This window comes from Halomonas sp. H10-59 (assembly GCF_040070555.1).
Taxonomy (GTDB): Bacteria; Pseudomonadota; Gammaproteobacteria; order Pseudomonadales; family Halomonadaceae; genus Halomonas; species Halomonas litopenaei.
Genome location: NZ_CP098828.1, coordinates 1105140 through 1118645, shown reverse-complemented (window position 1 = coordinate 1118645; position 13506 = coordinate 1105140). Strand labels below are relative to the sequence as shown.

Genomic DNA, 13506 nt, shown 5'->3' with positions numbered 1-13506 from the left:
ATCACATTGGCTCACCGGGATACCCCGGCCGGTGGACCAAGATCCACCGGGATCTCCGCGCGCCCTGCCCTGGTCCCTGGCCGGTACATCGGCAAACTGGCCCCACCCGGGCCGGGTGCGTATAATGCGCCACCATGCGCCACGGTCGTTCGACCGCCAGTCTCGCGCCCATTCACCACCACTCACGTGACCAGGCACCCCTGGTGCCCATCGGGCCGGGAGCCCGACATATTGCTATGACGAAGAAACTCTTCATCAAGACCCACGGCTGCCAGATGAACGAGTACGACTCTGCCCGCATGGCGGATCTGCTCGGCGACTCCCATCAGATGGAACTGACCGACAACGAACAGGACGCGGACGTGATCCTGCTCAATACCTGTTCGATTCGGGAAAAGGCCCAGGAGAAGGTTTTCCACCAGCTCGGTCGCTGGAAGAAGCTCAAGCAGTCCAACCCCGATCTGGTGATCGGCGTCGGTGGCTGCGTGGCCAGTCAGGAAGGCGAGGCCATTCGCAAGCGCGCCCCCCACGTCGACATGGTGTTCGGTCCCCAGACCCTGCACCGGGTGCCGAGCATGCTCGATGCCAGCCGTGACAACCAGATCTCCGTGGTGGACGTCACCTTCCCCGAGATCGAGAAGTTCGATCACCTGCCCAAGCCCAGCTCCGACGGCGCCAGCGCCTTCGTTTCGGTGATGGAAGGCTGCTCCAAGTACTGCACCTTCTGCGTGGTGCCCTACACCCGTGGCGAGGAGGTCTCGCGGCCGTTCGAGGCGGTCATGGACGAGGTCTTCCACCTGGCCGACCAGGGCGTTCGCGAGATCAACCTGCTGGGCCAGAACGTCAACGCCTACCGCGGGCTCAACGACGACGGCGACGAAATCGATCTGGCCGAACTGATCGCCTGCGTGGCGGCGGTCGACGGCATCGAACGTATCCGCTTCACCACCTCGCACCCGGTGGAATTCAGCGACAGCCTGATCGAGGCCTACGCCGAGATTCCGGAGCTGGTCAGCCACCTTCACCTGCCGGTGCAGGCCGGTTCCGACCGCATCCTGGCGGCGATGAAGCGCGGTCACACGGTCGAAGAGTACGTCGACAAGATGGAGCGCATCCGTGCCCTGCGCCCGGACATCAGCTTCTCCTCGGACTTCATCATCGGCTTCCCGGGCGAGACAGAGGAGGACTTCGAGGCGACCATGGACCTGATCCATCGCATCGGCTTCGACGTGTCCTTCAGTTTTGTCTACTCCGCTCGCCCGGGCACCCCGGCGGCGGCGCTTGACGACGAGACCCCGGAAGAGATCAAGAAGCAGCGTCTGGCGATCCTGCAGGAGCGCATCAACCAGCAGGCGATGCAGATCAGTCGGCGCATGGTGGGCACTACCCAGCGTGTGCTGGTCAGCGGCTTCTCGCCCCGCGACCCGGGCCAGCTGTCCGGACGCACCGAGAACAACCGGGTGGTCAACTTCCGCGCGGCCAACCCCACCGAGCTGATCGGCTACTTCGTCGACGTCGAGATCACCGAGGCCCTGCCCAACTCGCTGCGTGGCGAACTGGCTTCCGGCGAGCGCTACTGAGGCTCGCCCTGCTCCGGGACGGGCGGCTTGGCCGTTTCACCATGACGATCGCCAACGCACAGGACCCGGAGCATTGCCCTGGCCCACGCCGGGGCAGTAAGCTGAACCTTCAAAGCCACCCAAACACGGATTCTTCACGCCTTGAGCCAGCCATCGACCCAGGCCAACCGCATCATCACGCTCAACCTCGAACCCAACGAGCCCCGCCGTCTTGCCAACCTGTGTGGCCAGCGCGACGAGCATCTGAAGCTGATCGAAAGCCGGCTCGGCGTCACCCTGCGCAACCGCGGCAACATGTTCCAGCTGGCCGGCCCCGGCGCTCGCGTCAAGGCGGCCGCAAACCTGGTGGAACACCTCTATCGTGAGGCCGAGGCCACCGAGCTGACCCCGGACACCGTGCACCTGTTCCTGCAGGAAGCCGGCATCGAGGCCCTCGACGAGGACGCCGAAGAAGACGCCGGCGAGGGCGAGGTGCTGATTCGTACTCCGCGCACCCTGATCAAGCCGCGCGGCCTCAATCAGCAGGGCTACGTCACCAGCATCCGCAACCACGACATCAACTTCGGCATCGGCCCCGCCGGCACCGGCAAGACCTACCTGGCGGTGGCGGCTGCGGTGGAAGCGCTCAACCAGCAGCAGGTGCGACGCATCCTGCTGGTGCGCCCGGCGGTGGAAGCCGGCGAGAAGCTCGGTTTTCTGCCCGGTGACCTTGCCCAGAAGATCGATCCCTACCTGCGCCCATTGTATGACGCCCTGTACGAGATGATCGGCTTCGAGCAAGTCGCCAAGCTGATCGAGCGCCAGGTGATCGAGATCGCGCCGCTGGCCTATATGCGCGGGCGCACCCTGAACAATGCCTTCATCATTCTCGACGAGAGCCAGAACACCACTCGCGAGCAGATGAAGATGTTCCTGACCCGCATCGGCTTCGGCTCCACCGCGGTGATCACCGGCGACGTGACCCAGGTCGACCTGCCCAAGGGCCAGAGCTCCGGCCTGATCCAGGTGCTCGATGTGCTCAAGGACACCGCCGGTATCGGGGTGACCCACTTCGCCGCCAAGGACGTGGTTCGCCACCCGCTGGTGCAGCGTATCATCGAGGCCTACGACCTGTTCGAGGCCAACCAGGAAGCCGAGGAGCGCGCTCGCCGCGAGGCGCGTGCCGAAGAGCGTCGGCTGGAGCGTGCCGAGCGTCTACAGTCCATGAACGGTGACGGAGACGCCCACCGATGAGCGCCTGCGTGGACCGTCAGGTGGCCAGCGAGGCCAGCGACCTGCCAGAGGTCGATGACCTCGAGCGCTGGGTCGACGCCGTGCTGGCCCACTTCCCCGAACGGGCGGAGTCGGAACTCACGATTCGCCTGGTCGACGCCGACGAGAGCCAGACCCTCAACCGTGACTACCGTGGCAAGGATGCCCCGACCAATGTCCTGTCATTCCCCTTCGAGGCCCCGCCAGGCCTCGAGCTTCCGCTGCTTGGCGATCTGGTGATCTGCCATCCGGTGGTCGTGCGCGAAGCACGCGAGCAGGACAAGTCGCTGATCGATCACTACGCTCATATGGTTGTGCACGGCACCTTGCATTTGCTGGGCCATGACCATATCGAGGATGAGGAGGCCGACCTCATGGAAGGCCTCGAGCGCAGTATCCTTGCCGGCCTGGGCATTGACGACCCTTACGCCCCGCCGGCCCCATCTCCGGATCCCGGTAGCGAGGACGAGAGAGCCGACGCATGAGCGAAGACCGATCGAGTAGCCAGGCCCCCAACAAATCCTGGTTCGACAAACTCTTCAGTGCCCTGTCCAGCGACAGTGACGAACCCAGCTCGCGAGAAGAGTTGCGCGAATTCCTGCGCCAGGCGGGCAGCCGCCTGAAGCTTGAGCAGGATGCCATGACCATCATCGAAGGCGCCCTGAACATCAGCGACCAGCAGGTCAGGGAGGTGCTGATTCCGCGCTCCCAGGTCACCGCCCTGGAGCTCGATCAGCCGCTGGAAGACTACCTGCCGATCATTCTCGAGACCGGTCACTCGCGCTACCCGGTGATCGGCGAGAACCTCGACGAGGTCAAGGGCATCCTGCTGGTGAAGGACCTGCTGCCGCTGCTGCAGGGGTCCAGCGACGACCGCCCCTTCCAGCTTGAAGAAGTCCTGCGCCCTGCCATGTTCGTACCCGAGTCCAAGCGCCTCAACAGCCTGTTGAAGGAGTTCCGCGACACCCACAGCCATATGGCGGTGGTGGTGGACGAGTACGGCGGCACCGCCGGGATCGTCACCATCGAGGACATCCTCGAGGAGATCGTCGGCGACATCGAAGACGAGCACGACACCGACGAGGAAGAGGACATCCGCCAGCTGGGCGATGACCGCTACGCGGTGCGAGCCCTGACCCCCATCGAGGACTTCAACGAGCGCTTCGGCACGCGCTTCTCCGACGACGAGTTCGATACCCTGGGAGGACTGGTGATGCAGCGTTTCGGCCACCTGCCGGCACGCGGCGAACATACTCTGATCGGGGGCTGGCGCTTCACCGTGCTCAACGCCGACAATCGGCGTATCCGGCTGCTCGAGGTCGAACCCGAAAGCCGTACCGACGACTGAACCCGTGCGTCCCCGTCCGGGGACGCCTTGCCTTTCTCGCCCACACCAAGGATGGACCCCATGCTCGAGCGAGTGCTCGGCGGCAGGGCCGGCTACCTTGCCGCCCTGATTGCCGGAGGGCTGACGACCCTCGCCGCCGCCCCCTTTTCCTGGTGGTGGCTGGCCCCGCTGGCCGCCGCCCTGGTCTATGCCGGCCTTTACCGTCAGAGCGCACGCCAGGCGCTGTTGCGCGGCTGGTGTTACGGCCTTGGACTGTTCGGAAGCGGCGCCTCCTGGGTCTACGTATCGATCCACGACTATGGCTACACCAGCGCACCGCTGGCGTTCTTCCTGACCGCCCTGTTCGTGGCCAGCATGGCGCTGTTCGTCGCCTTGCCGATGGGGCTGTTCCGGCGCCTGATGCCGGCCCGCCCCACCGCGCTGGCAGGCGGGCTCGGCTTCGTCGGCTTCTGGGTACTGATGGAGTGGATCAGGACCTGGCTGTTTACCGGCTTTCCCTGGCTGCTGCTCGGCAGCACCCAGGTCGACTCACCGCTGTCGGCGCTGGCGCCGCTGGGCGGCGTCTACATGCTGTCGCTGGTGGTGGCGGCCAGCGGTGTGCTGCTGACGGAGCTCGCGCGGCCACGACCGCTGGCCGCCCTGCCGCTGGTGGCCCTGTGGGGCCTGCCCTGGCTGCTGCCGAACCAGTGGACCTCGCCCACCGGTGATCCGCTGAACGTGGCCCTGTTGCAGGGCAACCTGCCCCAGGAGATCAAGTGGCTGCCAGAAGGCCAGCGCCAGGCGGTCAATACCTATCTGGGCATGACCGGTGACCTGGAGGCGACCGCCCCGGTGGAGCCGGACATCGTCATCTGGCCCGAGGCCGCCCTGCCGATGTTCGAGGACCAGGCCCAGCCGATCATGGCCCGCGCCCAGGCGGCACTGGCCCCCGAGACGGCACTGTTGACCGGCATCCTTCAGCGCGACGCTGACGGGCGCTTCTTCAACGCCGTTAGCGCCTACGGCAACGCCAGTGGCGCCTATCGCAAGGCCCACCTGGTGCCCTTCGGCGAGTACCTGCCACTGGAAAGCCTGCTCAGGGGCGCCATCGCCTTCTTCGACCTGCCGATGCCTGCCATGACGCCGGGACCGGATACGCAGCCGCCGATGACCGCCGCCGGTCACACCCTCGGCAACGCCATCTGCTACGAGATCATCTACGCCGACCTGGTGGCCGAGCGTGCCCGTGATTCGGAACTGCTGCTCACCGTCTCCAACGACAGCTGGTTTGGCGATTCGATCGGCCCCCACCAGCACCTGGAAATGGCCCGGCTGCGCGCCCTGGAAAACGGCCGCTACGTGATGCGTGCCACCAGCAATGGCATCACCGCCATCATCGACGATCAGGGCCGCCTGCTCGACCAGCTGCCCCAGTTCGAGACGGCGCGCCTGGACGGTCAGGTGCAGCCGATGCAGGGGCTGACGCCCTTCACCCGCACCGGTAGCTGGCCCACCTGGCTCGTCGCCGGGCTGATGCTGCTGGCGGGCGCACTGTGGCGCCGACGGGACTAAGCCAACGCAAGCCGACGCAAGCCAACGACCGTCGACGCCGCTCTGGCCGCGCACGACATTCACCACAAACGACAACGCCGCGAGGGCTCAGGCCCTCGCGGCGTTGTTGTGTTGCAACCGTGTTGCCACCATGTTGCAACAGTGCGGATCAGTGTACGAGCGTCAGGCGGGTACCAAGGGCCAGATGCGTTCCTCGGATACCCTCCTGCCTGTCACGCTGACGAACGTTACTCGGCGGCCTCGTCGTCCTCCGCCTCGCCCAGCACTTCAGGGATGCTGGTCTTGACGAAACGCCCCGGCGCGGGCTCCAGCAGCGGCAGCTCACCGCCACCGGGCTCGCGGGCATCGACCATCTTGTCGGCGTCCACGTAGCCACCCTTGACCATCCACTCCTGCCAGTGGGGCCACCAGGAGCCTTCATTGGCCTTGGCCCCGGCCAGCCACTCTTCGTGGTTGTCGGGTAGCTCGTCGTTGGTCCAGTAGCCGTACTTGTTCTTGTGCGGCGGGTTGACCACGCCAGCGATATGGCCGGAGCCCCCCAGCACGAAGGTCACCGGGCCCTTGGGCAACAGCGCGCCGTAGTAGCTGCTGTTCCACTTGGCGATATGGTCTTCCTTGGTGGCGATGAAGTAGCTCGGCGTCGACACCTTGCGCAGGTCGATCTTGACGCCGTCGAGCTCGACACCGCCTGGCTCGACCAGCTGGTTCTCCTGATACAGGTGACGCAGGTACCAGCCGTGGGTGCCCGCCGGCAGGTTGGTGCCGTCGGTATTCCAGTACAGCAGGTCGAAGGCCGCAGGATCCTCGCCCTTCAGGTAGTTGTTGACGTAGAACGACCAGAACAGATCGTTCTCCCGCAGCAGGTTGAACGAGTAGGCCATGACGCGGCCATCCAGGTAACCGTCCTGCTCGAGCTTGGCTTCGATGCCCTGAAGTACCGGTTCGCTCAGGAAGACGCCGATCTCGCCGGGGTCACGGAAGTCCTGCAGGGTCGCCATGTAGGTCACCGACTTGGCCTTGCGCCCGCGCCGGGTACTGGTCAGGTAGGCCATGGTCGAGGCCGTCAGGGTGCCGCCGATGCAGTAGGACAGGAAGTTGGCCGACTTCTCGCCAGTGGCCTGCTCGATACCGTCCAGCGCCGCGATCGGGCCAAGCTGCATGTAGTCCGCCCAGGTCAGATCGCGCTGCTCCGGTCCGGGGTTGCGCCAGGAGATCAGGAACACGGTGTGGCCCTGGTCCACCAGCCACTTCACCAGCGAGTTTTCCGGGCGCAGGTCGAGCACGTAAAACTTGTTGATCCAGGGTGGCACGATCAACAGCGGCGTCTTGAACACCTTCTCGGTGGTGGGCGCGTACTGGATCAGCTGGATCAGCTCGTTTTCCATCACCACCGCGCCTTGTGACACCGCGATGTTTTCACCGACCTCGAAGGCGCTGCGATCGGTCATGGTGACGTTAAGACCCTCGGCCGAGTTGGCCAGGTCTTGGCGCAGACGCGACAGACCGTCGACCAGGTTCTGGCCCCGGGTCTCGAGGGTCTTGCGCATGACTTCGGGATTGGTGGAGACGAAGTTGGTCGGCGACATGGCGTTGACCATCTGACGCGCGTAGAAGGACAGATTGCGCTTCTCGCCGGGGCTCAGATCGTCGAGCTTGTCCACCAGAGTCTCGACGGTGTTCGAGAACAGCAGATACTGCTGCATGATGGCGTTGTAGCCAGGATCGCTGGTCCAGGCCTCGTCCTTGAAGCGGCGATCGCCGCGGGACGGCGTCACCAAGGGCTCGAAAGCGCCACCGCTGGCCGCCGCCATGGCCTGTTGCCACAGCGCCATCTGATCCTGCATCAGCTTGGCCTGGGTCTCCCATAGCAGGGTGGGATTGCGCATCAGCGATTCGGCACCGGCCTGGAAGCTGTTGCGAATGTCCTCCATCACCGAATCCGCTGCGTCATTGGGCACCATGCGCGAAAGGAAATCTTCCATCAACGCCTGGTACTCGGCGCCCAGCACCGATAGCTGGTTGCCCCATTCCTCCGGGTTGTCCGCCGCCTGATCACCTGCCGCCATTGCGTTCTCCTCTGGCCTGCCCTGCAAAAAAGGGTGGACCACCGTCGGCCTCGCGGCGTCGCAGCTATCCACCCTCGTTTCGTCATCGTTGTTGGGGGGCGAGTCGGCCACCGCTGTCTATGCCGTCGTGCGGCAGGCGCTTCACGCCAATGCCTGCACTCGCCTGCGGCCGCTCACTCATTGGCACGTCCAACAGTACTCTTGTCTCAGGTGCGCTTGCCTCAGACCCGCTTGCCTCAAGTGCGCTTGCGGCTGGAGGTCGCCTTGGCGGTTCCGCCGGTCGACTTGCTGGCGCTGCTGGTCTGAGACGAGGCCTGGGAGGCCGCCTGTGAAGTCGCCTGGCTGGCCTGCTGGGTGGCCTTTTCGGCTGCCTCGGTGACCTGCTGGGTGGCCTTCTCGACCGCCTCGGTCGCCTGGTCGCGGGCCTGGGTCGCCTGATCGGCAAGCTGCTGGCCGGACTCGGCAAACAGCGACTCCAGTTCGCTCTTGAACTCGAGGCTCATTTCGCTCATGGCGCGGGCATCTTCGAGCATCTGCGCCGACAGTTCGTTGAGCATCTCGGCCTGACGGGTAGAGAAGTCGCGCAGCCCCTCGGCGTCGTTGATCGCGGTGGCTTCACGCATGCGCTCGGTACCCATCTGGCTATAGCGCTTCATCGACTCCATCTGGTACTGGGACATCTTCTGCATGTTGTCCAGCATCAGGGAGTTGAGTTTGCGCATCGGCTCGAAGAACTGACGAGTCTGCTCGTTGAAGTTGTCGAACATCTTGTCTTGCATGACCGAACCTCCTGGAATCGTGTCGATGGTGTCTGTCCACTCGGCAATCCGCTGCCACTGTCCGCCAGGGAGCCTCCGTCCAGGAAGCATGCTGAGGACAGCGTTGTTGCAGCGCAACAAACTCAGTCTGGCACACCCTCGGTGACAACGCCATGACAGGCGTCGCCTCCTGCGCGATTGTGCATCAAGACGCCCCGCACCCTCGCCATCGGCGAATCTGCCCTCCCCGCCATACCCGTGGCCGCTTTCCTGCGGGCCCCTGGCGGGCACTTGACGAGCACCTGGCTAGCTCTTGCCGCCCTTGGCGCTGCGCGAGCTGGCCTTGGCCGCCCCACTGGACCGCGACGCCGCGGAGCTTGACGCCTCCTCGGCCTTGTCATCCTTGGCAGAAGAACCCTTGGCGCTCTGGGCGGCCTGGGTCAGCATATCCATCATCATCTTCTGATAGTTGCCGAAACTGGCAAGCCCCTGGGACAGTCCCTGCTGCAGCGCCGGCTGTTGCAGGAACGGCTGCATCAGGCTCATCGGATCGTAGCCTTCGACACCGGACTCCATCTGCCGATGAATGCGATCGAGCAGGTCCTGCTGGAAGGCCTCGATATTGGGAAGCCCCAATGCCTGGCGTAACTCTTCCGGGGTCAGATCGAATTCGACGTTGATCTTCATGCTGGCCTCGTGATCCTTGTATGGCGGTGTGTGGCGCCGGTAGCCCGCGCTATCGGGCGCAAAGATGCCTGCATCCTGCACCTTCCCTGCCACAGTTACTTGAGTGTAGCAGTCCTGTCATGCTCTGCGATTCAGCGTAGCCGTGGTGTGCTGACTCGCACATGACTGTTCTGTGCGCGATGACGCAGCAGGTGGTCCATCAGGGTCAGCGCCATCATCGCTTCGGCGATGGGCGTGGCACGAATCCCCACGCAGGGATCGTGGCGTCCCTTGGTTACCACCTCCACCGGATTGCCGTCCACGTCGATGGAGCGCCCAGGAATGGTGATGCTGGAGGTCGGCTTGAGCGCCAGGTGAGCGATCAGCGTCTGGCCGCTGGAGATGCCTCCCAGTACGCCACCGGCATGATTCGACAGAAAACCCTCCGGGGTCATCTCGTCACGGTGCTGGCTGCCACGCTGGGCCACGCTGGCAAAGCCGTCACCGATCTCGACGCCCTTGACCGCGTTGATGCTCATCAGGCCGTGGGCCAGCTCGGCATCGAGGCGGTCGAACACCGGCTCGCCAAGCCCGGGCGGCAGCCCTTCGGCGGTGACGGTGATCTTCGCCCCCACCGAGTCCTGGTCACGGCGAAGCTGGTCCATGTAGGCCTCGAGTTCCGGCACCCGTTCGGGGTCGGGACAGAAGAAGGGGTTGTCGTTGACCGCCTCCCAGTCACGAAACTCGATGGCCAGCTCGCCAAGCTGACTCATGTAGCCACGCACCACGATGCCCTGGCTCGCCAGGTACTTCTTGGCGATGGCCCCGGCGGCCACCCGCATGGCGGTCTCGCGGGCACTGGAACGTCCGCCACCGCGATAGTCGCGCTCGCCGTACTTGTGGTGATAGGTGTAGTCGGCGTGGGCCGGCCGGAACTGGTCCTTGATCTTCGAATAGTCCTTGGAGCGCTGGTCGGTGTTCTCGATCAACAGGCCAATCGAGGTACCGGTGGTGCGTCCCTCGAACACGCCCGACAGGATCTTTACCTGATCAGGCTCGCGACGCTGGGTGGTATGGCGCGACGTGCCTGGACGGCGACGATCCAGGTCGGCCTGCAGATCGGCCTCGCTGAGCTCGATGCCAGGCGGGCAGCCATCGACGATGGCGCCGAGCGCAAGCCCGTGACTCTCGCCGAAGGTGGTGACGGTAAACAGCTTGCCGAAGGTATTGCCGGACATGGGCGCTCCTCTATTGTTGTGCAAAGGACGCCGCATGGGCGTCGAGTTCTTCGGCGGTGAGGGCGAACACGCCCTGGCCGCCGCGCTCGAATTCGAGCCACAGGAAGGGAACCTCGGGGAAGGCCGCTTCCAGATGATGATCGGAGTTGCCGACCTCGACGATCAGCACGCCGTGGTCGCTGAGGTGCGCTCTTGCCTCGCGCAGGATACGTCTGACGATATCAAGGCCATCGCTGCCCGCCCCCAGCGCCAGCGCCGGCTCATGACGGAACTCCTCCGGCATGGTGGTCAGGTCGCGGATATCGACGTAGGGCGGGTTGGACACGATCAAGTCGTAACGCTGCCCTTCCAGGCCATCGAAGACGTCGCTGTGCACCGCGCGCACGCGCCGGCCTACGTCGTGGCGATTGATGTTCTCACGGGCCACCGCCAGGGCGTCCTGGCTGATATCGGACAGGTCCACCTCGACGGTAGGCAGATACTCGGCGCAGGCGATGCCGATACAGCCCGAGCCGGTGCACAGGTCGAGGATGCGCCGAGGCGGCTCCTCGGGGAACCAGGCCTGAAAGCCCGACTCGATCAACTCGGCAATCGGCGAGCGCGGAATCAACACCCGCTCGTCCACACTGAACACAAGCCCGGCGAAGAAGGCCTCGCCGAGCAGGTAGGGCAAGGGCCGCCTGTCGCTGATCCTGGCGCGCACCAGGCCGACGATGCGCTCGCGTTCCATCGGCAGCAGCCGCGCATCCAGCACGCCGGGGTCCACGTTCCAGGGCAGATGCAAGGCCCCAAGCACCAGTGCCACCGCCTCGTCCCAGGCGCTGTCTGTGCCGTGGCTATAGGTCAGCCCCGCCAGGTGAAACTCGCTGGTTGCCCAACGCAGACAGTCGCGCAGGGTGAACAGGCCGTCGGCCAATTCAGCGTCGGGGAGCGCCAGCGTCGAAGACCTGGAAGTGGACGGAGAGGAGGAAGAGTCGGCCAAGAGGGCATCCTGTCGATCGGGTTCAAGAAGAGGCGTGCGCCAGGATCGCATGGACCATCACCGCCTTCGACGACCTTCACGGGAAGGCCCCTTCCGTTCCAGGGGCGAAGGCAGATGCAAGATCCTGGATAGCGATATAGATAGAGATCGAGATAGCGATATAGATGGCTATCTGACTCGCAAGGCATTGTATCCGTGCCGGCGGTTCACTGCCACGGCCACCACGGTATACTGGGCCTCCCTTTTACCGGACCCGAGGACCCCATGAGCCAGCGCCAGCCACCGCCCGACGACGAGATCAGCGCGTTTCGCCAGGCCCTGGAGCAGGCAGGTGTCCGTCGTATCCGCCACAACCGCGCCGACACCGGCAAGCCGCGTCCGACCACCCGTGCCCAGCGAGATCAGGCCGCCGCCGCGCGCCGCGCTGCCGCCGTCAGCGCGGGTGATGACGTGGCCACCGGGCGCACCTCGGATGGCCGAGTCGAACCGGTACGCCCATCGGAGTATCTGGACTTTGCCCTTCCCGACCTGCCCTATCGCACCCGTAGCCAGTTGAAGCGCGGGATGATCGGCTGGGAAGGCGGCCTGGACTTGCACGGCTACAGCCTCGAGGAGGCTCGCTCGGAACTCGAGAGCTTTCTGCGTGACTCGGTGGCCAGTGGTCATCGCTGCGTGATCGTGGTCCACGGCAAGGCCTGGGGCGCCACCGCCGACTATCCGGTGATCAAGAGTCACGTCAATGCGTGGTTGAGAGAATGGCCGAGCGTGCTGGCGTTTTGTTCGGCCACCGACGCCGAAGGCGGCACCGGTGCGGTTTACGTGCTGTTGAGACGGCGCGGACAAACGCCCTGAGGCCGTTCAGACAGACGCCTTGAGTCCCTGCCACGAACTCGCGGCAACGCCTGGCTCTCTAGAAATTCAGGAGAATGGCCAAGCCTACTGGCCTTCGCTTTCTCACCCCCTGCCACCGACGCCGAAGGCGGCACCGGTGCGGTTTACGTGCTGTTGAGACGGCGCGGCCAGACGCCCTGAGTCAGCCTGCGGGCTTTTCGGTCTGCTCGACGATACCGCAGGTCTCGATGCGATCCAGCGCCTGGCAGGTCAGGTGACGCCCCAGACGGATCAGGTCCCTGGCACGGTGGAATTCGAAGGAACCGCAGACGGTCTTGGGTATCTCCACCAGGATGTCCGGCGGATAGCCCGCCTCCTTGTAGCGCGCCAACGCGGCCTGGGTGATGTCGAAGGAGGTCAGGATGGTGGCCAGCCGCCCCCAGTCCTTGCGCCCCAGCGCGGCATTACCGCGCTCGGCACGGTCGGCTTCGGCCTCCGATTCGGCGCTTTCCTGAAAACGCCGCGCCATCAGCGCACCGCGTCGATCGCCCCTGCGGCGTTCTCCGTTGGTACCTTTACCGCCTCGGGCCTCATCGCAGCTCGGGCACTCCACCGGCAGCAACTCCTCGAGAGAGACAAGGTTGGGGCTGTTGGCGGTGACGTTGACCGCCATCACCAGGTCCGCGTGGACCGACACGTTGGAGATGATCGGCAGCGGATTGAGCAGACCGCCATCGACCAGCAGCCGAGGCCCATCCTCGACCGGCGTGAAGACCCCGGGTATGGCGATGGAGGCACGGATAGCCTTGAGCAGGGACCCCCGCTGAAACCACACTTCTCGCTGGCGCATCAGGTCGGTCGCCACCGCGGTGAAGGGAATGGGCAGGTCCTCGATGGCGACGTCACCGATAAACGACTCGATCTTGCTCATCACCTTCCTGCCCTGCATGGCACCCATGGAGGTGAACGACATGTCGAGCAGGCGAAGTACGCCGAAGGAGCCCAGCTCCTCGACCCACTGACGGTAGGGCTCGAGCTTCCCCGCAGCAAAGATGCCCCCGACCAGGGCGCCCATGGAGCACCCCGAGATAGCCACCACTTCATAGTCGCGGGCGACCAATTCCTGCAGCACACCGATGTGGGCATAGCCTCGGGCACCACCACTACCCAATGTCAGCGCAATGCGCTTGCCGCTCGATCCCGGGGGACAATCGTGGCGATAGACGGTCATGGCA

12 protein-coding genes are annotated in these 13506 nt (G+C 64.8%); 6 read left to right on the top strand and 6 right to left on the bottom strand.

Annotated features, from left to right (window positions below; genetic code table 11):
• Positions 1-236: 236 nt before the first annotated feature.
• From miaB to lnt, 5 genes are all read left to right on the top strand, one after another.
• Complete coding sequence (gene miaB / locus NFG57_RS05095) at positions 237-1580, top strand: tRNA (N6-isopentenyl adenosine(37)-C2)-methylthiotransferase MiaB (RefSeq protein ID WP_348815540.1); 1344 nt, start codon at positions 237-239, stop codon at positions 1578-1580.
• Positions 1581-1721: 141 nt separating this feature from the next.
• Complete coding sequence (locus NFG57_RS05090; protein ID WP_045991788.1) at positions 1722-2813, top strand: PhoH family protein; 1092 nt, start codon at positions 1722-1724, stop codon at positions 2811-2813.
• Positions 2810-3316 (top strand): rRNA maturation RNase YbeY, encoded by a 507-nt coding sequence (ybeY, locus tag NFG57_RS05085; protein ID WP_222515513.1) that lies wholly within the window; start codon positions 2810-2812, stop codon positions 3314-3316. Before NFG57_RS05090 ends, ybeY begins: the two co-directional genes overlap by 4 nt.
• Positions 3313-4179 (top strand): transporter associated domain-containing protein, encoded by an 867-nt coding sequence (locus NFG57_RS05080; RefSeq protein WP_045991790.1) that lies wholly within the window; start codon positions 3313-3315, stop codon positions 4177-4179. Before ybeY ends, NFG57_RS05080 begins: the two co-directional genes overlap by 4 nt.
• Positions 4180-4239: 60 nt before the next feature.
• Entirely contained in the window at positions 4240-5730 is a 1491-nt protein-coding gene (lnt, locus tag NFG57_RS05075) for an apolipoprotein N-acyltransferase (protein WP_348815539.1), read from the top strand.
• A 227-nt stretch (positions 5731-5957) separates the two neighbouring features.
• Here the strand turns inward: lnt and phaC are convergent, their stop codons facing one another.
• From phaC to prmB, 5 genes are all read right to left on the bottom strand, one after another.
• Positions 5958-7796, bottom strand: coding sequence for a class I poly(R)-hydroxyalkanoic acid synthase (gene phaC, locus NFG57_RS05070; protein ID WP_222515515.1), 1839 nt, complete (start codon positions 7794-7796; stop codon positions 5958-5960).
• Between the two features lie 236 nt (positions 7797-8032).
• On the bottom strand, positions 8033-8575 hold the full coding sequence (locus NFG57_RS05065; RefSeq protein WP_045991793.1) for a phasin family protein: 543 nt from the start codon (positions 8573-8575) through the stop codon (positions 8033-8035).
• 285 nt (positions 8576-8860) lie between these two features.
• Positions 8861-9241 carry a hypothetical protein gene (locus NFG57_RS05060; protein ID WP_108131482.1) on the bottom strand — a complete coding sequence of 127 codons (381 nt, stop codon included), beginning with the start codon at positions 9239-9241 and terminating at the stop codon, positions 8861-8863.
• Between the two features lie 131 nt (positions 9242-9372).
• Positions 9373-10458: a chorismate synthase gene (gene aroC, locus NFG57_RS05055; protein ID WP_348815538.1), complete on the bottom strand. Its 1086-nt coding sequence runs from the start codon at positions 10456-10458 to the stop codon at positions 9373-9375.
• Between the two features lie 10 nt (positions 10459-10468).
• Positions 10469-11440, bottom strand: coding sequence for a 50S ribosomal protein L3 N(5)-glutamine methyltransferase (prmB, locus tag NFG57_RS05050; protein ID WP_231498478.1), 972 nt, complete (start codon positions 11438-11440; stop codon positions 10469-10471).
• A 264-nt stretch (positions 11441-11704) separates the two neighbouring features.
• Between prmB and NFG57_RS05045 the strand changes: the two genes are divergently transcribed.
• Entirely contained in the window at positions 11705-12292 is a 588-nt protein-coding gene (locus NFG57_RS05045; protein WP_045991797.1) for a Smr/MutS family protein, read from the top strand.
• Between the two features lie 181 nt (positions 12293-12473).
• On the opposite strand, the gene NFG57_RS05040 is transcribed toward NFG57_RS05045, so the two are convergent.
• Positions 12474-13502, bottom strand: coding sequence for a patatin-like phospholipase family protein (locus NFG57_RS05040; protein WP_045991798.1), 1029 nt, complete (start codon positions 13500-13502; stop codon positions 12474-12476).
• Between the last annotated feature and the right edge of the window lie 4 nt (positions 13503-13506).